15 protein-coding genes are annotated in these 19,182 nt (G+C 73.9%); 7 read left to right on the forward strand and 8 right to left on the reverse strand.

The genetic code is table 11. From position 1 onward, the window contains the following. Nucleotides 1–330: 330 nt before the first annotated feature. Nucleotides 331–1,734, forward strand: a complete 1,404-nt coding sequence (locus IG64_RS03075; protein ID WP_107474133.1) for an exopolysaccharide biosynthesis polyprenyl glycosylphosphotransferase — start codon at nt 331–333, stop codon at nt 1,732–1,734. Nucleotides 1,735–1,814: 80 nt separating this feature from the next. Here the strand turns inward: IG64_RS03075 and IG64_RS03080 are convergent, their stop codons facing one another. Then, the gene (locus tag IG64_RS03080) at nt 1,815–2,759 is read right to left on the reverse strand and encodes a GDP-L-fucose synthase family protein (protein WP_078883762.1); all 945 of its coding nucleotides are present in this window, start codon (nt 2,757–2,759) and stop codon (nt 1,815–1,817) included. Nucleotides 2,760–2,911: 152 nt separating this feature from the next. Between IG64_RS03080 and gmd the strand changes: the two genes are divergently transcribed. The 3 genes from gmd to IG64_RS03095 all read left to right on the forward strand — a co-directional run bounded on the left by gmd (nt 2,912) and on the right by IG64_RS03095 (nt 7,757). Then, nucleotides 2,912–3,925: a GDP-mannose 4,6-dehydratase gene (gene gmd / locus IG64_RS03085; protein WP_037851548.1), complete on the forward strand. Its 1,014-nt coding sequence runs from the start codon at nt 2,912–2,914 to the stop codon at nt 3,923–3,925. A 245-nt stretch (nt 3,926–4,170) separates the two neighbouring features. Then, nucleotides 4,171–6,897: a DUF7594 domain-containing protein gene (locus tag IG64_RS43035; protein ID WP_051812305.1), complete on the forward strand. Its 2,727-nt coding sequence runs from the start codon at nt 4,171–4,173 to the stop codon at nt 6,895–6,897. A gap of 128 nt (nt 6,898–7,025) precedes the next feature. Then, nucleotides 7,026–7,757 (forward strand): hypothetical protein, encoded by a 732-nt coding sequence (locus tag IG64_RS03095; protein WP_037851549.1) that lies wholly within the window; start codon nt 7,026–7,028, stop codon nt 7,755–7,757. Here IG64_RS03095 and IG64_RS03100 read toward each other — a convergent pair. Beyond that, on the reverse strand, nt 7,736–8,863 hold the full coding sequence (locus IG64_RS03100; RefSeq protein ID WP_037851552.1) for a glycosyltransferase: 1,128 nt from the start codon (nt 8,861–8,863) through the stop codon (nt 7,736–7,738). The two genes, IG64_RS03095 and IG64_RS03100, sit on opposite strands and share 22 nt — an antisense overlap. Continuing rightward, nucleotides 8,860–9,399, reverse strand: coding sequence for an acetyltransferase (locus IG64_RS03105; protein WP_037851554.1), 540 nt, complete (start codon nt 9,397–9,399; stop codon nt 8,860–8,862). Before IG64_RS03105 ends, IG64_RS03100 begins: the two co-directional genes overlap by 4 nt. 120 nt (nt 9,400–9,519) lie before the next feature. On the opposite strand from IG64_RS03105, the gene IG64_RS03110 reads away from it, so the two are divergent. Then, nucleotides 9,520–11,043: a hypothetical protein gene (locus IG64_RS03110; RefSeq protein WP_037851557.1), complete on the forward strand. Its 1,524-nt coding sequence runs from the start codon at nt 9,520–9,522 to the stop codon at nt 11,041–11,043. Nucleotides 11,044–11,121: 78 nt separating this feature from the next. On the opposite strand, the gene IG64_RS03115 is transcribed toward IG64_RS03110, so the two are convergent. The 3 genes from IG64_RS03115 to IG64_RS03125 form a co-directional block, all read right to left on the reverse strand. Then, on the reverse strand, nt 11,122–12,360 hold the full coding sequence (locus tag IG64_RS03115) for a hypothetical protein (RefSeq protein WP_037851559.1): 1,239 nt from the start codon (nt 12,358–12,360) through the stop codon (nt 11,122–11,124). 62 nt (nt 12,361–12,422) lie between these two features. Continuing rightward, nucleotides 12,423–14,114: an LPS biosynthesis protein gene (locus IG64_RS03120; RefSeq protein WP_037851560.1), complete on the reverse strand. Its 1,692-nt coding sequence runs from the start codon at nt 14,112–14,114 to the stop codon at nt 12,423–12,425. Continuing rightward, the gene (locus tag IG64_RS03125; protein ID WP_051812318.1) at nt 14,111–15,316 is read right to left on the reverse strand and encodes a glycosyltransferase; all 1,206 of its coding nucleotides are present in this window, start codon (nt 15,314–15,316) and stop codon (nt 14,111–14,113) included. Before IG64_RS03125 ends, IG64_RS03120 begins: the two co-directional genes overlap by 4 nt. A 248-nt stretch (nt 15,317–15,564) precedes the next feature. Here IG64_RS03125 and IG64_RS03130 point away from each other — a divergent pair, with 248 nt between their 5' ends. Continuing rightward, the gene (locus IG64_RS03130; protein ID WP_037851563.1) at nt 15,565–16,044 is read left to right on the forward strand and encodes an adenylyltransferase/cytidyltransferase family protein; all 480 of its coding nucleotides are present in this window, start codon (nt 15,565–15,567) and stop codon (nt 16,042–16,044) included. Here IG64_RS03130 and IG64_RS03135 read toward each other — a convergent pair. Together IG64_RS03135 and IG64_RS03140 are read right to left on the reverse strand one after the other, a co-directional pair. After that, complete coding sequence (locus tag IG64_RS03135) at nt 16,004–16,732, reverse strand: CDP-alcohol phosphatidyltransferase family protein (RefSeq protein WP_420709873.1); 729 nt, start codon at nt 16,730–16,732, stop codon at nt 16,004–16,006. The two genes, IG64_RS03130 and IG64_RS03135, sit on opposite strands and share 41 nt — an antisense overlap. 291 nt (nt 16,733–17,023) lie before the next feature. Beyond that, nucleotides 17,024–18,004 (reverse strand): MBL fold metallo-hydrolase, encoded by a 981-nt coding sequence (locus IG64_RS03140; RefSeq protein WP_234438368.1) that lies wholly within the window; start codon nt 18,002–18,004, stop codon nt 17,024–17,026. 305 nt (nt 18,005–18,309) lie between these two features. Here IG64_RS03140 and IG64_RS03145 point away from each other — a divergent pair, with 305 nt between their 5' ends. After that, complete coding sequence (locus tag IG64_RS03145; protein WP_037851567.1) at nt 18,310–19,128, forward strand: helix-turn-helix domain-containing protein; 819 nt, start codon at nt 18,310–18,312, stop codon at nt 19,126–19,128. Nucleotides 19,129–19,182 lie beyond the last annotated feature (54 nt).

Here is a 19,182-nt window from a genome sequence, read left to right on the forward strand (position 1 = left end):
CTTCCGCACCGGGGCGCTCACTGTAGCCAGCGTGTTCGACGTCCGTGCCGTTTTCCGCAGGACCGTGACGGGAGGTGGTCAACCGGCGTGCTCCGCAGGGGATTTCGCCCGGCGCGGCACTTCTCGGTGACGTTCACGTAAACCCTCCCGTCGTGCACAAGTTTGCCGTACTGTTCACCATCGCGCCGCATGTTCGACGGACGAACGTTCGCGACATCCGACGCGTCATGCCGCAGAACGTGCCTGGGGGGGTACATGTGGGATGTTCAGGCCGCTGATTCCGACAGAACACGCACGGCGCGCTCGCGGGGGCGCGCCGCCTCGTTGTGGATGGGGCGCAAGTCCCACTGGTACCTTCCCGCTTCACTGATCGCCGATCTCGTCGGCGCCGGGGTGCCGGTGACGCTGGTGCTCTCGGCCGCGCGGCAGCCGTGGGCGGTTCCGGGCGGCATCGTCGCGGGGCTCGCCTGGGCGGGCGTGCAGTTGTTCCGCTCGCGGTACGCGGGCCGGGCCATCGGCGAGAGCCGGGGCACGCTGCCGGTGCTCCACGACTGGTTCATCCTGCTGGGCGTGCTCGCGGTGGCGCACGCCGCGGCGGGGGTCCGGCTGGCGGCGCTGCTGTGCCTGGTGGCGCTGCTGCCCTGCCTGGTGCTGACCCTGGTGTGCCGCAAGGCGGTGCACCGTCACCTGTCGGCGGTGCGCCGCAGGGCCCAGGCGGTGATCAAGGTCCTGGTGGTGGGCGAGCCCGCCGCGGTCGACGGGGTCACCGCGCACCTCGCCGCCCGCACCGACCACCCGTACGTGGCGGTGGGCGCCGTCCCGGTGGGCAGCGGTCCGGTCGCCTCGGGGATCCGGATCGGGGAACGCCTTCCCGGCGCCGCGCCCGAGGCTCCCGCCGCGGACGCCGATCTCGTCGTCGGTGAGGTGCACCGGCTCGGCGCCGATCTCGCGCTGGTCGTCCCGGGGCCCGGGCTCGCCGGGGAGCGGCTGCGCCGCCTGTCCTGGGGGCTGCACGACGCGGGCCTGGAGCTGTTCGTGGCGCCCGGCCTGGTGGAGGTGTCCGTCAAGCGGCTGGAGACCGGGTCCGCAGGGGGCATGTCGCTGCTGCGGGTGGCCCCGCCGGTACGGGAGGGGATACAGCCCCTGCTCAAGGGGGCCCTGGACCGCAGCACGGCCCTGCTCGGCCTGCTCGTGCTGGCGCCGGTGCTGCTGGTCGTCGCGGCCGCGGTGAAGGTCTCCTCGACGGGACCGGTGCTCTACCGCCACGAGAGGATAGGCCGGGCCGGGCAGCCCTTCGTGATGTGGAAGTTCCGCACCATGCGGGTGGGGGCCGACCGGCAGAAGGCCGCCCTGACCCAGGAGAACGAGCACGACGGCCCGATGTTCAAGATGCGCCGCGACCCCCGGGTTACCCGGGTCGGCCACTGGCTGCGGCGCACGTCGCTGGACGAACTGCCCCAGCTGGTCAACGTCCTCAAGGGTGACATGTCCCTGGTGGGTCCGCGGCCGCCGCTCGCCGAGGAGGTGGCGCACTACACGCCCGTGGAGTGGCGGCGGCTGTCCGTACGGCCGGGGATGACCGGACTGTGGCAGATCAGCGGCCGCTCCGACCTGTCCTGGGACGAGACGGTGCGGCTCGACCTCGCGTACGTCGACAACTGGTCGTTCACCAGTGACGTGGACGTCATGGCCCGCACGTTCCGCGCCGTCCTCGACGGCCGCGGGGCGTACTGAGGGGCCCGCCGGTGTCCGCCGGGTGCCCCGGCGTGCGCTGCGCGCCGCCGGGGCCCCTGCTCGTGCCGGTGCCGGCGGCCTCAGCCGCCCAGGCCGTCGCGCCAGTGGGCGTAGGTCGCGGCGATGCCGTCGCGCAGGGGGATCGCCGGCTTCCAGCCGAGCCGGGCGAGCCGGGAGATGTCGAGCAGCTTGCGCGGGGTTCCGTCGGGCCGGGTCGTGTTCCAGGCGATCCGGCCCGTGAAGCCGGTGACCTCGGCGACCGTGGCGGCCAGCTCGCGGATGGTGAGGTCGGTCCCGCAGCCGACGTTGACCGGGTCGTCGCCGTCGTAGGAGCGCAGCAGCACGGCGCAGGCGGCGGCGAGGTCGTCCACGTGCAGGAACTCCCGGCGCGGAGTGCCGCTGCCCCACAGGACGACCTCCTCGCGCCCCTCGGCCGCCGCCTCGTGGAAGCGGCGGATCAGGGCGGGCAGGACGTGGGAGGTCTCCAGGTCGAAGTTGTCGCCGGGTCCGTAGAGGTTGGTCGGCATGGCGCTGATGTAGGAGGCGCCGTACTGGCGCCGGTAGGACTGCACCTGGACGATGCCCGCGATCTTCGCGAGGGCGTAGGCCTCGTTGGTGGGCTCCAGCGGCCCGGTCAGCAGTGCGTCCTCGGAGATCGGCTGGGGGGCGTGCTTGGGGTAGATGCACGACGACCCGAGGAAGAGCAGGCGGCGCACACCGGCGGCGTGGGCGCCGGCCACCACGCTGAGCTGGATGCGGAGGTTCTCCTCCAGGAACTGCACCGGCTGGGTGCTGTTGGCCATGATCCCGCCGACCTTGGCGGCGGCGAGCACCACCGCGTCGGGGCGCAGGGCGGCCAGTTCGGCCGCTGTGCGAGCGGCGTCACGCAGGTCCAGTTCGGCGCGGGTACGGGTGAGCACCTCGTGGCCGTCGGCGGTGAGCCTGCGGGCCACGGCGGAGCCCACCAGGCCCCGGTGGCCGGCGACGAAGACACGGGCACGTTCGGGCAGCAGCGATGCGGTCATGGGCCGGATCATGCCAGGAGGCGTGTCATGGGAGAGCCCGCATCGTCAACTCTGCTGATTTTTCGTGTTGTTCAGGACATGCGGCCCGCGTACGGCGGGCGCAGGGACCGGATCCGTCCGAGGGACGCGTCCGGCAGGGAGGGGAACACCGCATGAGCAAGACGGCGCTGATCACCGGCGTGACCGGGCAGGACGGCTCGTACCTGGCGGAGCTGCTGCTGTCGAAGGGGTACCGGGTGCACGGCCTGGTGCGGCGGTCGTCCAGCTTCAACACCGAGCGGATCGACCACATCTACCAGGGCCCCCAGGAGGCGGAACGGCGCTTCGTGCTGCACCACGCGGACCTCTCCGACGGCGTCGCCCTGGTGAACCTGCTGCGCGACATACGGCCCGACGAGGTGTACAACCTGGGTGCCCAGTCCCATGTCCGGGTCTCCTTCGACGCGCCGCTCTACACCGGCGACGTGACCGGGCTGAGCACCCTGAGGCTGCTGGAGGCCGTCCGGGCGAGCGGGGTCGAGACGCGGATCTACCAGGCGTCGTCCTCGGAGATGTTCGGCTCCACACCGCCCCCGCAGAACGAGGAGACCCCCTTCCACCCGCGCAGCCCCTACGGCGCCGCGAAGGTCTTCGCGTACTGGGCCACCGTCAACTACCGCGAGGCGTACGGCATGTTCGCGGTCAACGGCATCCTCTTCAACCACGAGTCCCCGCGCCGCGGCGAGACCTTCGTGACCCGCAAGATCACCCGCGCCGTCGCCCGGATCAGGGCCGGCCTGCAGGACCGCCTCTACCTGGGCAACCTGGACGCGGTCCGCGACTGGGGGTACGCCCCCGAGTACGTCGAGGCGATGTGGCGGATGCTGCAGCACGACGTGCCGACGGACTACGTGGTCGCCACGGGGGTTCCTTCCACGGTGCGGCAGTTCGTGCAGACCGCGTTCGCCCACGCCGGCCTGGACTGGCAGGAGTACGTGCGCTACGACCCCAAGTACGAGCGGCCGAGCGAGGTCGACGCGCTGATCGGCGACGCCTCCAAGGCGCGCGAGACGCTGGGCTGGCGGCCCACCGTCCTGGTGGACGAACTCGCGCGGATCATGGTCGACTCCGATGTGCGGCAGGTGGAGGACCAGCTCGCGGGCATCGCGGTACGCATCGACCGCTGAACGCGGGGTGCCGTCGGGGGGAGGGCCCGGTACGCCGCGGGCGCGTGGTCGTGCGGCCCGTGGGACGGCCGGGGCGCGTGGATCCTTCCTCTTTCCCACGGGATGAGTCAAAAGCGTTCCATGGCGTGTCATGTGCTCGTATGGTTCGCGAGCGAACATGTTGATTCGGTCCCGTCCGGCCCGGGGAATCACCGGGCGGGCCCGAGGCAGAGGGCCCGTGAGCGGGCCCGGGAGCCGGGGGGTTCATGCAGAGATCCAGGCGGTTCAGCGCCGCCCTAGTTCTGTCCGCCGCGGCGGGTCTGGGTGTGGTGGCCCTGCCACCGCAGCCGGCCGCCGCCGTGACGGCGCCCGTCGCCTTCACCGCCGACGACCTGCCCACCTGGCAGACCAACGGCATCGTGTGGGCGCTGGCCCAGGCGCACGGCACGGTCTTCGCCGGCGGCACCTTCTCGCAGGTGCGCCCGCCCGAGGGGGCGAGCGGCACCGCGCAGGACGCGGTGAACTTCGTCGCGCTGGACGCGGCGAGCGGCGCGCCCACCTCGTGCAGACTGTCCTTCACCGTCGGCAGCGGCACCGCGACCGTGCGGGCGCTGGCCGTCTCACCGGACCAGAAGACGCTGTACGCGGGGGGTTACTTCGGCGCGGTCAACGGCACGCAGGTCTCCAGCCTGGCCGCCATCGACATCGCCACCTGCACGCCCAGGGCGGACTTCCACCCGAGCGTCTCCGCCACCGTGCGGGCGCTCGCGGTCACCGCCGACACCGTCTACCTGGGCGGTGACTTCTCCACGGTCGGCGGCAGCGCGCACGCGCGGTACGCGGCGGTGGACGCCGGCAGCGGCGCGGTCAAGCCGTTCCAGGCCGACGTCGACGAGCCCGGCCGGGCCGTGGCGGTCACCCCCGACGGCAAGAACGTGATCCTCGGCGGTGACTTCTTCACCGTCAACGGCGCGAGCTCGCACGCCCTGGCCGTGGTCGACGCCGACACGGGCGCCAACGTCCGCACCTATCCGGGGTTCATCGAGACGAACTCGGTGGTCAAGGCGCTCGACACCGACGCCACCGGCTTCTACACCGGCAACGAGGGCACCGGCGGCGGCGTCTTCGACGGCCGGATCGCACTCGACCTGTCGACGCTGGACCAGCGCTGGCGCGACACCTGCCTGGGCGCCACCCAGGCCGTCAAGTCGTACCAGGACGTGCTCTACAGCGCCTCGCACGCCCATGACTGCTCCAGTGTCGGGGAGTTCCCCGACGGGCGCCGGCACCACCTGCTCGCGGAGCCGACGACCGGCACCAACAAGCTGGGCTGGTTCCCGGACACCAACGACGGGCTGGGCGAGGGCATCGGGCCGCGCGCCATGGTGGTCTCCGAGACCGCCGACAACAAGTACATGTGGGTGGGCGGCGAGTTCACCACCGTCAACGGCTCGGCGGCCCAGGGCCTGACACGCTTCGCGGCCTCCCCGGACACCGGTGCGCCCACGGTGCCGTCGGTCGGCGCCGACGCCGTCAAGCCGACCGAGACGCACGTCCGCTGGCGCGCCAGTCTGGACACGGACGACACGAAGCTGACGTACAAGGTCTACCGCAACGGCGGCTCCACGCCGGTCTACACCGTCGACGGCGACTCCGTGGAGTGGTCGCGCCCGCAGATGTCGTTCACCGACAAGAACGTCACCGCCGGGTCCGCCTACAGCTACCGGGTGACCGCCTCCGACGGCGCGGGCAACACCTCCGCGCTGTCCGCCGCGGCCACGGTGACGGTGCCGGTCTCCGCCCAGAAGTACGCGGCGAAGGTCCTCGACGACGGCGCCGGCCTGTACTGGCGCTACGACGAGTCGGCCACCCCCTACGTCAACGACACCTCGCCCGGCGACCAGAGCGGCATCCACGTCAACGCGCCCGCGCTGCGGCAGACCCCGGCCGCCGTGACCGGTCCGTCCACCGCCATCGGCTTCAACGGCCGCAACCAGTACGTCTACAGCGACAAGCGCACCACGGTGCCGGGCCAGTACTCGATCGAGACCTGGTTCAGGACGACCACCACCCGGGGCGGCAAGCTCGTCGGGTTCGGCAACAACACCACCCGGACCAGCAGCAGCTACGACAAGCACATCTACATGCGCAACGACGGCCGGCTGGTCTTCGGGGTGTACACGGGCAGCACCCGCACCGTCACCTCGCCCGGCAGCTACAACGACGGCTCCTGGCACCAGGTGGTCGCCACGCAGGGGCCTTCCGGGGTGGTGCTGTACGTCGACGGAGCCCGGGTCGGCACGCTCGCCGAGACGGGCAACCAGAGCTACAGCGGCTACTGGCACGTCGGCGGTGACAACCTCAGCAACTGGCCGAACCAGCCCTTCAGCAACTACTTCGCCGGGCAGATCGACGAGACGGCGATCTACCCGTCGGTCCTGAGCGCGGACCAGGTCAAGAGCCACTACACCCTGGCCTCCGCCCCGGTCGACACCGTGCAGACCGTCCCCGCGACGGCCGACACGTACGTCAACGCCGGTGCCGCCGGCACCGCCTACGGCACCTCCACCTCGCTGGCGGTGCGCGGCAGCGCGGCCTACGAGACGTACCTGCGCTTCGAGCTGCCGCCGGCGCCGGCCGGGACGGTGCTCAAGAGCGCACGGCTGGCGGTGAAGACCACCACGCTGAGCAGTGCGGGCAGCACGGACGACGTCTCCGTGCTGCCGGTCACCGGTGACTGGACGGAGGCGGGGACGACCTTCGCGACCCGGCCCGCCGTGTCGCAGACCGTGCTCGGCACCCTGAGCGGGGCCGCCGACGCCTCGACGCCGTACTCGGCGGCGCTCGACACCTCGGCGCTCTCCCCCTCGCTGGGCGGCACCTATGACATGGCGCTCACCAGCACCGGGACGGACGCGCTGTGGCTGTGGTCCAGGGAGGCCTCGGCCGCGGAGAACACCCCGCAGCTGGTGCTGACGTTCGGGACGCCCTGATCCTCGCGGCGTCCCCCGTGCGCGGGGCGCCGGACCGTACCGTCCGGCGCCCCGCGCAGCCCATCCGGGCCCGCGCCCACCGTGCGGGCCCGCCACCGTACCCAGGTCCGCAGGGCCCAGGAGCCACCATGCGCACTCGCCCCACCAGGCCTCTTCGACAACTTCCCGCGCTCCGGGGCGGTGCCGTCGGCGCCGTCGCCCTCACCGCGCTCCTCGCGCTCGCCGGCTGCTCCTCGCACGGCGGCACGCAGGCCGGCCCGCAGCCCGCGCGCAGCCTCTCCGACGCACAGGCCGCCGCCGTGCCCGACGAGCGGGCGACCCCCGCTCCCGCGGGCCCGTCGGCGCGTCCGCAGACGCCGTCGAAGGCAGCCGCGGGGCCGGTCGTGCCCGACGCGAGACTCACCCCGGCGACCGGGTCCTTCACCGCCGAGGAGAAGAAGTACCTGCACGGCCGGGTGCCCGCGCACATGGACCCGGCCGCCGTGCTCCAGGTCGGCCAGGAGGCCTGCCAGCGCATCGGGCGCACCGCCGCCCACGACAAGGACGCCGCCGTCGGCGCGCTCATCACCGGGGAGGTGCCGAACGCGGACGCGGCGATCGGCCAGCTCTGCCCGACGCTCAAGCCCCTGCTGGCCACGGCCGCCACCGGCTTCCCCGACGGCACCCGGAAGGACCCGCGGCCGGGCAGCTACCGGGCGCTGACCGGCACCGGCGGCTGCACCTGGCAGGCCCTGGGCGCGGACGGCGAGGTGCTGGCGTCCGGGCCCGGCACGGGCGGCGCGAAGAAGGTCACCGCGAAGGTCCCGGCCGGCACCCGCGCCTTCGTCACCTCCGGCTGCTACGCCTGGCTGCCCGCGTAGGACCGCTCGTACACGTCGAGGAGGGTGCTCAGCACCGCGTCCATGGAGAACGCCTCGGCGGTGAGCCCCCGGGCCGCCGCCGACGCGGAGCGCCGCGCGGACGGGTCGAGCAGGTCGAGCACCGCGGGAGCGATACCGTCCGGGCCGCTCACCACGCGCCCGGCTCCGGCCCGCTCCACGTCGCGGGCCAGGCCGTTGGAGCCGGTGACCACCACCGGCGTGCCGACGGCCATCGCCTCCAGCACCGACATCGGGAACGGCTCGTCCACCGAGGGCAGCACGTACACGTGTGCGCGGCGCAGTTCCTCGGCCATGCGGGTCCCGGTGAGCGGACCCGGGCAGCTCACCCTCCCGGCGAGACCCAGCTCGGCGATGCGCCGCCGCACGGCGGCGAGTTCGCCCTCGTCGGGACCGGCCACCACGAAGGTCGCCTCCGGGTGCCGGGCCAGGACGGCGGGGGCGGCGTCCACCAGGTCGACGGGGCGCTTGCGCGCCTGCAGCCGGGCCGCGTACAGGACGCGTGGCGGCCCCTGCGGGCCGGGACCCTCGGGCTGCGCGGGGACGCCGTTGACCAGGCGGACGGCGCGCGCGAGGCCCGGCTCGCCCACCACCGCGTTCAGATCGTCCAGTTCGCGGGTGGTCAGGTGCAGCACGGCGGCGGCGCCGCGCAGCACCCGGCGCACCGCGACCGCGTCCAGGAGCCGGGCCGAGCGCCGCTCGCTCGGGTCGACCATGCCGTGCGTCTGCAGGACCAGGGGCCGTCCGGCGCGCAGCGCGGCGAGCGCGACCGGCAGCGTCACCAGGTCGCGTGCGAGGTGCACGTGGACCACGTCGGCCCGCCTCACGAGGCGGTGCGCGCCGGCCAACAGCGAGGGGGAGGTCAGGCCGCTGAACCCGAGCGGCAGGACCCTGCGCGCCTGATGGAGCCGGGCGGGCACGCCCTCCACCTCCTCGGGCAGCCGCCGTCCGAAGCCGTCGGCCAGGGCGGTGAGGCGGGCGTCGTGTCCGCGGGCGCGCAGGCCCTGGCAGAGGTTGAGGGCGACCCGGACCGGGCCGCCGAAAGCGTGGTTCGTGCTGTGCAGGGTGACCGCGTGCAGCACTCTCACGCCGGCTCCTCGACGGGTCGGCGCCGGTTGTCGGCGGTGTGCAGGGTCCGTTCGGGCAGGTCCTCGTGGAGGACGGCTCCGGCGCCGACGACGGCGCAGCGGCCGACCGTCACTCCGGCCAGGACGGTGGCGCGGGCGGCGATCCAGGCGCCGTCGTCCACGGTGACGGGCGCGTTGCGGTAGCGGAAGTCGGCGGCGCGGTGGTCATGGCCGCCGGTGCACAGCAGGGCTTCCTGCGACACGCACACGTGGGCGCCGAGGGTGACCGGCTCCAGGTTGAGGATCCATGCCCCCTCCCCGATCCAGGTGTGGTCGCCGACCGTCAGTTTCCACGGCCACAGCACCCGCACCCGGTGCCGGACGAGCACTCCCGTCCCGATGTCGGCGCCGAACGCGCGCAGCAGGGCCGTCCGGACGCGGGCCGGGGTGAACCATGCCATGAAGACGGTGTTCATCACCGCGAACCAGAGCGCCTGGACGAGCGGGCCGCGGCCCTTGTCGTAGCCGGCCAGTGTGAAGGCCGTGAGATCACGCATCGATCCAACCCCCCAACGGCGCCTCCCCTGACACCGTTCGGTCCACTCTAGTCGCTGACCGTTCCCCGCAGGGCCGCCGTCAGTAGACTGCGGCGGGGATCTTCTCGGGGCGGGGGCGCCATGACGCAGCAGACGGACCGAAGCGTGACGGCGGCACCGCGGACGCCGGTGGAGCGGACAGCGGACCGGGGTGGGCGCGGCTCGGGCCCGCTGCCGCCGTTCTCACCGCGCACGCTGCTGTCCCGGGCGCTCTCGGTCCCGCTGGTGCTCGGTTTCTCGGTGTTCCTGCCGCTGCTGGTACTCGTGCAGCCGGGCTCGGGCCTGCGCGACTCCGCGCTGTGGATGCAGCTCGCGCTGACGGTGTACGCGGGCGTCCGGCTGTCGGCGATGATCCTCACCAGCCGCCGCAAGCTGCTGGCCGGATCGTTCTGGCTGTTCGTCTACATGGCGATGGGGGTGGCGCCGCTCGCCCAGGCGGTCCTGGGACGCACACCGACCCCGGTGGTGGGGGCGCGCACCGATCTGGCCGAGGCCGTCTCGCTGGTCCTGATCGGCTGCGTCGCCTTCGACATCGGTGCGCTGCTGGCCCGCCAGCGGCCGCGCCGGGAGCGGGAGGAGGGGCGGCGCCCGGCGCTGGTGCACCGCCGCCGGCTGTACCTGCTGACCCTCCTGGCCTTCGCCGGCTCGGCGCTCCTGGTGGTCAGGCTGGGCGGGCCCGCGGTCTTCTTCACCAGCCGTCAGGAGATCATCAGCAGTGTCCAGGAGGCGGGGCTCTCCCAGGAGGACTCGCAGGCGGGCCAGGCCATCGTGCGCGGGCTGGGCACCGTGCCCGTCCTGATCGCCTGGCTGGTGTACACGCGGTGGCTGGTGACCTCGCGGCGGGCCCGCCGCTCGCTGGTGGTCATCGCCGTGTGGCTGGCGCTGGCCGCGGTGAACGCGGTGGTCAACAACCCGGTCTCCAACCCGCGGTTCTGGTTCCTCACCGTCCTGTTCTCGATGCTGTTCACCCTTTTCCCGGTGAGCGCGGCGCTGTACCGGACCGCGCTGAGCCTGGGTGTGGTGGTGGCGCTGATCGTCTTCCCGTTCGCGGACCGGTTCCGCTACGACGACACCAACTACCGTCCGCTGCAGACGACTTCGCCTCTGGAACCGCTGGCCGTGAAGGACTACGACCAGGTCGGCATGTTCGCCAACACGATCACCTTCGTACGGTCGGGGCGCGGCCACACCTACGGCCGCCAGCTGGCGGGCTCGGTGCTGTTCGCGGTGCCGCGGTCGGTGTGGCCGGGCAAGCCGATGGACACCGGCGTGGTGGTCGGCCAGTGGATGGGGGCGACGAACACGAACCTGTCGTCGCCGGTGTGGGCGGAGCTGTGGATCGACTTCGGTCCGGCCGGCATGGCGGCGGGGTTCGTGGGGCTCGGGTACGCGGCGGCGCGGGTCGACCGCCGCTATGCGCGCCGGGCGGTGCGGCGGGCCGCGCCGGGCAGCCTGATCGCGCTGACCGTGCCCCTGGTCGCCGGGTACTCCTTCATCCTGCTGCGCGGGCCGCTGCTGCAGGCGTCGGGACGGGTGGCGATCGCGGTGTGCTGCATCGCGCTGGTCACCACGTTCCGGCAGGACCGGGCGGCCGGGCTGCGCTGAGGGGTCCGGACGACTCGTGCGCCCGGCTCGCACCCCTCTTCTTCCGTTCAAAGCTCCGAGGCGGCCCGCCGGGCGTGCTCAGGGGGTGGGGACCGCCGGGGTGGCCGCGGCGGGGGACGGCTCCCGGCCGGGCAGGCGGGCGACGCGAGTCCAGGCCGCCGCCGCCTTGAGGGCGGACCCCGCGGCCAGCCCCCAGGCCGCGCCGAGCGCCGACCCGCTGAGCAGGTAGCCGCCGAGCATGAGGACGACCGAGAGCAGGGAGAACACCACCTGCACCGACAGGGTGGCGCGCGGACTGAGCACGCGCAGGGTGACCAGGGCGCAGGTGCCCAGGCCCATCACCGCGTACTGCGCGCCCGAGGCGGGCAGCAGCGCGGAGGCGGACTGCCAGGTGGCGCCGAGGAGTTGGTGTCCCGTTCCGCCGGGCAGGGCGTGCAGCACCAGCCCCCAGGCGAGGCCGACGGCGCAGAGCGCGAGGCCGAGCACGGCGGCGGCGCGGGCGGTGGCCCGGCGGCCGCCGAGCCGGCCCAGCAGCGGCGGCCCGAACGCGTTGACCGAGTTGAACAGGACGTTGAGCGGGCCGAAGAGCGTGGTCGCCCCGCGCAGTGCACCGACCGCCAGCGGGGCGGCGAACAGGCCGAGGCCCAGCACGGCGAGCTGGCTGGAGGCGTTGCCCACGGCGAACTCCACCACGAAGCGCTGTCCGAGGTGGCCGCGGCGCGCATAGGGCCGCAGGTCCGTGCGGGTACCGCGCACGTGGGGCCGCAGCAGGCGCAGGCCGAGCAGCAGCGCCGGCACGGCCGACAGGCCCCACAGGGCCACGAGCAGTCCCGGCGCGGTGTGCCGGGGCTGGAGCAGCAGGACGGGCACCACGCACACCAGGCGCAGGGTGTCGGCGGCCAGGGCCAGGACGGGACGTTGCAGCGTGGAGAACGCGTACCGCAGCACGTCCTGCACCAGGACCAGCGGGAGGACGGCTCCCAGGGCGAGGAAGGCTCCGCCCGGCCCGGCCCAGCCGCCGCGGGCGGCCGCGGTGACCGCGCCGGTGGCGGCGAGCAGGGCGCCGACTGCGGTGGCGGACAGCGCGGTGAAGGAGACGGCGGACCGGCAGGCGGCGCCGGTGGCCGTGCGGTCGCCGCGGGTCAGGACGACGACCTGGCCCGCGTACGCCGTGTTGAGGCCGAGCAGCACCGTGAAGGTCAGGTAGACCATCGAGAAGGTGGCGAAGCCGTGCGCTGTGGAGACGCGGGCGGCGATCACCAGCACGGCGATGTTGGTGAGGCTGGACGCCGCCTGGTCGAGCACGGAGGCGAACACGGCCGTCGAACTCCGCGGCGGGCGGGGCGGACGGGTGGTCGCCGGCTGCTCGCCCCGGGCCGTCACCGGTCCCCCGAGCGGACGGTACGCAGCGCGATCGTGGTGCTGCCGTCGTCCTCCGGGTGGTCCACGGGTGGAGTGCGGGGGCCGGCCGCGACGGGCCGCGGCGGCGCACCGCGCGGCCCGTGGCGCCGGTTCCCGCGGCGGGAGGCGGGCGCTTCGGCCCGGCGCGAGGGCGTGTGCGTCACCGCACCGAGTACGGTGCCGCCCGCCCCGACGATCAGTTCGCGGATGCGGACGAGGTCGGCGCGGTGCACGGTGCGCGGGTCGCAGACGATGAGCACTCCGTCGACACGGTCGACGAGGGCGAGGGCGTCGGCGTAGGCGAGGACGGGCGGGGCGACGACCACGACGGTGGCGTCGGGGTCGTCGGCCTCGGCGATCAGCCGGGTGGTGCGCGCCGAGGTCAGCGCGCGGGCGACGTTGCGCACCCGCTCGCCGGGGACGAGGCCGAAGGCACCGGACTCGCCCGCGTCGGCCACGAGCTGGCCACGGCCGGGCCACTCGCCGTCGGCGTCCTCGCCGGCGCGGCTCCAGCGGGGCCGGGAGGCGGCGGAGACGTCGAGGCGTTCGGCCAGGGAGGGGGTGCGCAGGTCGGCCTCGACGAGGGTGACGTCCTTGCCGGTCTCCGCGAAGGAGGCGGCGAGGTTGACCGCGACGGCCACGCTGGACTCCATGGAGCCGCGCGGGGCGACGACGAGCAGGCGGCGCCGGTCGGCGAACCTGTCGTCGTAGGCGAGCCGGAAGGCGATCGAGCGGTACTCCTCGGCCGCCCGGGAGTCGGTGCGGCCGACCACGAGGGCGCCGCCCGAGCCGCGCGGCAGCGCGCCGAGGACGGGGCCGCGCACCGCGCGGGCGACGTCTCCGGCCGAGCGGGGCGCGGGGTCGAAGACCAGGCGCACCCAGGCGCCGAGCAGGCCGAGGCCGATCCCGACGAGACCGCCCAGGCCCAGCGAGAGCGGCAGGCCCGGCCCGTCGGAGGAGGTGGGGATCGTGGCGTTGCGGATCACGTTGCCGGGCGTCATGTCGAGCGCCTTCAGGCTGGTGATCTTGTTGCGCAGGTCGGTGATGCGGTTGAGCAGGTTGGCCTGCACGGCGTAGGCCGCGTCGGCGGCGGAGCCGTTGGGCAGTTGCTTGATCCGCCTGGAGAGTTCGTCGTTCTGCTTGGCGACGGGATCGAGCTGGTCCTGCAGACTCTTGAGCATCGAGCCGCGCACGGACTCCCACTGCTGCTTGCGCAGGTCGATGTAGGACTGGGTGAGGGCGTTGGCGCGGCGCGCGGCCTCCTGGGGGCGGGACGCGGTGTACGTGAAGTGCAGCACGAGGGTCTGCGGCGGGTTGGTGACCTGCAGCCCGTGCTGGAGCCGGTCGATGCCGTCGGCGCCGATCCCGAGCTGTTTCGCGGCGCCTTCGGCGACCTTGCGGCTGAGCGCGGTCTGGCGCTCGGAGCCCATGTTGATCGTCTTGTCGCTGGAGAGGGTCGGCGCGAAGGGGTCGCTGGTGGGGGCGCGCAGCACGATGTCGGTGGTGGCCGCGTAGCTGTCGGCTCCGGTGATCCCGAGCCAGGCGCCGGCCAGCAGTCCGGCGCCGACGCCGCCGCAGATCAGCCAGCGGTAGCGCAGCAGTTGGCGGAACTGCTCGCGCAGCTGCTCCGGCTCGTCCTCCCCCCGGAGAGGAACGTGTGTGTCGCTCACCTGACCAGACCCCCCAAAGCCTCGTCGATCAGCGCGTCGATGCGCGCGAGACCCGCCTCCCGCGACAGGTGCGCGGCCACATGGCGCGGTCCCGCCGTCCCCAACTCCTCCGCGGCAGCCGGATCTTCGGCGAGTCTACGCACCGTGGAGAGAAACTGATCGGGATTCTCCGGTTCCACGACGATTCCGGCACCGGAGCGCAGCACCTCGCGTGCCGTGCCGCCCTCGGCGGCGACGGAGGCGATCACCGGGCGGCCGGCCGCGAAGTAGGAGGTGAGCTTGGAGGGGACGCTCATGTCGAGGACGGAGGCCCGCTGGGTCACGGCGAGCACGTCGGCCGCGGCGAGCACGTCAGGGAAGTCGGCGTCGTCGGCGGGGGGCAGGAACCGGAGGTTGGGCAGTCCGTCGGCGCGGCGGGCGAGGTGCTCGCGCTGGTTGCCGTCGCCCATCAGCACGATCAGGGTGGCCGGGTCGCGGCGGGCCGCCTCGACCAGCACGTCCAGCCCCTGTTTGAGGCCCATGTTGCCGGAGTGCAGCACGACGGTCTGCTCCGGGCGCCAGCCCAGCCGCTCACGGGTGCGTTCCCGGGGCGCGGCAGGGGCTTGTATGTGGGACCAGTTGGGCACCAGGCGGATGCGTCCGGGGTCCACGCCCATCGCCCGTACCCGTTCGACGAACGTCTCGTGGATGACGCCGACCAGGGTGGCACGGCGCAGCACCCAGGACTCCGCGCGCTCGGCCAGCTCCGCGCTGCGGCCGCCGCCGCGGATGCCGGACTGCGCGGCGGCGGCGCCCATGAGGTCCTGGACGACCGGCACGTACGGGGCTCCGTGCCGGGCGGCGATCCTGGCCGCGAGCACTCCCCCGGCCAGGCTGGGCAGTTGGGCGAGCACGGCGTCGACGCGGCCGGTGCGGGGCGGGGCGACCAGACCGTGGGCGAGGATCGAGCCCTCGAACAGGGCCCTGCGCAGGGCGCTCTGGCGCGCGGGCACGCTGTGCCGGCGGCGGTGCACGGTGACCCCGGCGCGCTGCTCGGTGGTGCGCCACACCCCGCGGTAGGCGGGGTCCAGGCGCCAGGCCGGGTAGTGCGGGAGCCCGGCCAGGACGTGGGTGGCGTGCCCGCGGCTCGCCCAGTGCTCGGCGATGCCGGTGGCGTACGGGCCGATACCGGTGTGCTCGGGCGCGTAGTTGGTGGACACCAGGAGCAGCCGGCGTCTGCGGTGGTTCTGTGTCACGCGACGAACCCTTCCCCCCGGCCGCCTGGGGCGGCCTCCCCTGTCTGTCGGCGTCTCGCGGGCCCCCCGGCCCTCGCCCTGTCGTGCAGTGAACCAGGAATCACCCTGATTGTTCACCCTTCCTGCACCGGACATGAACGCTATCGTCAAAGTTCGCGCGCCCTCCCGCACAGGGGGCGCGCCCTGGGGGCCGTCATCGAACGAGGGGGGCATCTGTGCCGTCGAGCAAGCCGTACCGCGTGGGCTACGCACCGGGCGCCTACGATCTTTTCCACATCGGGCACTTGAACATCCTGCGTCACGCACGTGCCCGGTGCGACTACCTGGTGGCAGGGGTGGTCTCCGACGAGATGGTCGCGCAGGCCAAGGGCAGGGTGCCGATGATCCCGCTGGTGGAGCGGCTGGAGATCGTCCGCAGCATCCAGTACGTGGACGCGGCGTTCGTCGAGACCGTGCCGGACAAGCTCCAGACGTGGAAGCAGGTCCGCTTCGACGTGCTGTTCAAGGGCGACGACTGGCGCGACACGCCGAAGGGGGAACGGCTGGAGCGGGACTTCGCCACGGTCGGCGTGGACGTCGTCTACTTCCCGTACACCGTGCACACCTCGAGCACCCAGCTGCGGCGCGCCATCGACGCGCTCGGCGGTACGCGGCTCACCGCCGAAGCGCGGACAGTTCCCGGAACCACTTGGTGAGGAAGGCGGCGAGGAAGAGCGCGGCGGCGACGGCCAGGGCGGTGTAGGCCCACCGGAAGGCCGTGCCACCGCCGAGCAGCAGGAAGACCAGGCAGAACACCCCGTGATCGACGGGGAGCAGGGCGACGGCCCGCGCCGTGGAGGGCTCGGCTCCGCCGCCCGGGGCCGCCTTGGGCTTGAGCTGCTCGGTGAGCAGTCCGCCGAAGAACGTGACGACGGCGGCGAGCTGGAAGCCGAGCGGCACCAGCAGCCAGCCGTCGGCCGCGGTCCCGAAGTGGCCGGGGTGGCGGTAGAAGGAGATCAGCACGGCGGTGTGCAGCGCGGTGATCTTGGCGCAGTCGACCACGTGGTCGAGCCACTCGCCGGCCGCGCTGCCGCCGCCGCGCAGCCGGGCCAGCTGTCCGTCGGCGGAGTCGAAGGCGAAACCGACCGCGAGGCCGAGCCACACGACGGCACCCGCGCTCCAGGTGGGCGCGGCGAGCGCCGCCACCGCGACCGCCGCGAAGCTGAACGCCGCGCTGACCAAGGTGACCTGGTCGGGCGTCAGGTTCAGCCGGTACGCCCCCGCGGCGAGGTAGCGGCCCGCGGGCCGGTTCACGAACCGCGAATACAGCGAGACGCCCTTGGCGCTCTTCTGCGCGGACTTCAGCCGCGTCAGCGCCGACGTCGCACCCGTCATGCTGCTCATCGATCCCCCCGGACCTCACGACCCCACCGGTCGCTCCCCTGCGCCCATCATCACAGGCGCCGGGGCGTGCGCGGAAGATCGGGGCCGAAGCCGCGCCGCACCGGACGGCGCCGCCGCGCTGCCGCACAAAGGCGCTTCCGGACGCGGTGCGGTGCACGGGCCCACTCCCGAATCTTGGTGGGGCGCACGGGCTCACCCCCGGTGGGGGGACGGCGCACGGACGCGCCCCCGGTCGCGCATCGCCGCACGGACGCGCCGCCCGTCGGGCCGCCGGTCGGCCCGGGGCCCGGATCAGGGGCGCAGGAAGGGGCGGTTGAGGTGGGCGGTGGCCAGGAGGTCGCCGCGGGCGCGGGCGTCGTCGAGGAGCCTTCGGCGGGTGCGGCGGGCCGTGGCCTGGTCGCTCTCCAGCCCGTACGCGACGCTCGGCGCGACCAGTTGGACGGCGTGCACGAGGACGTCACCGGTGATCACGACGCGTTCCCGGCCGCCCTCGACCAGCACGGACTGGTGTCCGGCGGTGTGTCCCGGTGTCGGTACGGCGGTCAGTGCAGGGCCGCCCGGCCCGCCCTGCACTCTGACCCGCCCGTCGATCCCGTGGAGCAGACCGGCCCGGCGCAGAGGCTCGACCACGTAGGCCATGGCGCTGTCGTCGGCGGCCAGGGCCGCGATCTCCGTCCGCTGGACGACATGGCGGGCGTCCGGGAACACCGGGGTGCCGGTGGTGTCGACCGTCCAGCCGTAGTGGTCCTCGTGGAGGTGGGTCAGCACGACGGTGTCGACGTCGTCCCGCTCGATGCCGGCGTGCGCGAGGACCGCGGGCAGGTGGCCCGGCACCGGCGCCCAGGGCGACGCGGGGCTGCCGGCCGGGCCGATGCCGGTGTCGACGAGGGTGACCCGGCCGCCGGGCCTGCGGACGGCGTAGCAGCGGAAGTCGAGTTCCCACGTGTCGTCCGGACCGAAGGCGGCGGGATCGAGCCGTTTCGCGCGGGCCCAGTCCGCCTCGCCCGCGTCGGGGAACCAGTTCTGCCGTTTGCCGGGGAAGGTCCCGTGGGCGTCCAGCAGCGCGAGCACCTCGTAGGGGCCCGTGCGGCGGGCGACGATGTGCGCGGTGCGCGCGGCACGGCGGGGCTCGGCCGCGTCGGCGGAGCCGCCCGCGCCGGCCCACGCGGTGAGCGCGCCGATACCCGCGGCGGCACCGCCCCGCAGGAGTCGGCGGCGGCTCGTGGAGGGGTGCGTCGTCTGGGCGCCGTCCGGAACGCGGCGGTCGGTCATGGTCTCTCCCTCGTGGCGTCGGTGCATCCTGTCCGACATCGTGCGGCGGGCCGGTGCACGCAGGCTTGTACGTTCGTGTCCGGTTCGCAGGGGGGCGCGCAAGGGGCGGGTCCAGGGTCTGTCCGGCGGACCGGACCGCAGCGAACTCAGCCCGGCCGGTCCAGGCCGACGGGCGCTGGTGCTTGCAGCCGCAGGGCGGAGGGGAGTCGACAAGGAGCGCCGGCGAGTGACGACAACGCCGCAGGCGGGCTGCCGGCCCACGCGCCCGGGGCATGATCCGCCGGACAGGGGCCTAGGCTGTCCCCATGTCCGGGGACCGGCGGGTGTACCTGCGCGAGGACGACGTTCATCTCGCCGACGTGCGCTGCGGCAGTACGACGCGCGGCTGGTCGCCGCTGCGTCCCGCCCCCGTGTTCGGTCTGGTGCTGGTCCGGGACGGGGTGCTGCGCGGCCGGTCCGACGGGGTCGAGCACGTGCTGGACGCGGCCAGCGTGTTCGTCGAACGCCTCGGTTCGGAGCAGCAGTTCGCGCATCCCCTGGGCCCCGACACGTTCACCGAGATCGTCCTGTCCGAGCCCCGGGTCGCGGATCTGCTGGGCGGCGATCCCACGGTCCCGGAAGGCCTGGTCATGGTGACGCCGGAACTCGCCCTCGCGCACCGGCTGCTGCTGTCCCGTGCCCGCCGGGACGCCGACGGCTTCGAACTCGCCGAGCGGACGGCCCTGTTCGCGGCGGCGGTGTTCGCGCGGCTCGCGCCGGACCGCGTCGCCTCCGGCCGGCCCGCCTCCGCCGCCGCGCGCCGGCGTCTCGCAGACGACGCCCGTGCCGTGCTGGCAGCCCGGCCGACGGTCGGACTGGAGGCGTTGAGCCGGGTCGTGGGCGCGTCACCGCACCACCTGAGCCGGGTCTTCACGGCCGTCACCGGCAGCACGCTGTGCGCCCACCGCGACCGGTTGCGCCTGGCCCGGGTCCTGGACCGGCTCAACGAGGGCGAACGCGACCTGGCGGGGCTGGCCCGCGAGCTGGGTTACACCGACCAGTCCCACATGACCCGCGCCGTCCGCCGCGCGGTGGGGATGCCTCCCGGCCGGCTGCGCACCCTGCTGACGTCCGGCGGAGCGTGACGCGCGGCCCGCCCTGCGTCGCGGGCGGGACCGCGGTCGCGTGCACCGGTCGGC

Origin of the sequence: Streptomyces sp. NRRL S-340, from assembly GCF_000720185.1 — a bacterium.
GTDB lineage: Bacteria > Actinomycetota > Actinomycetes > Streptomycetales > Streptomycetaceae > Streptomyces.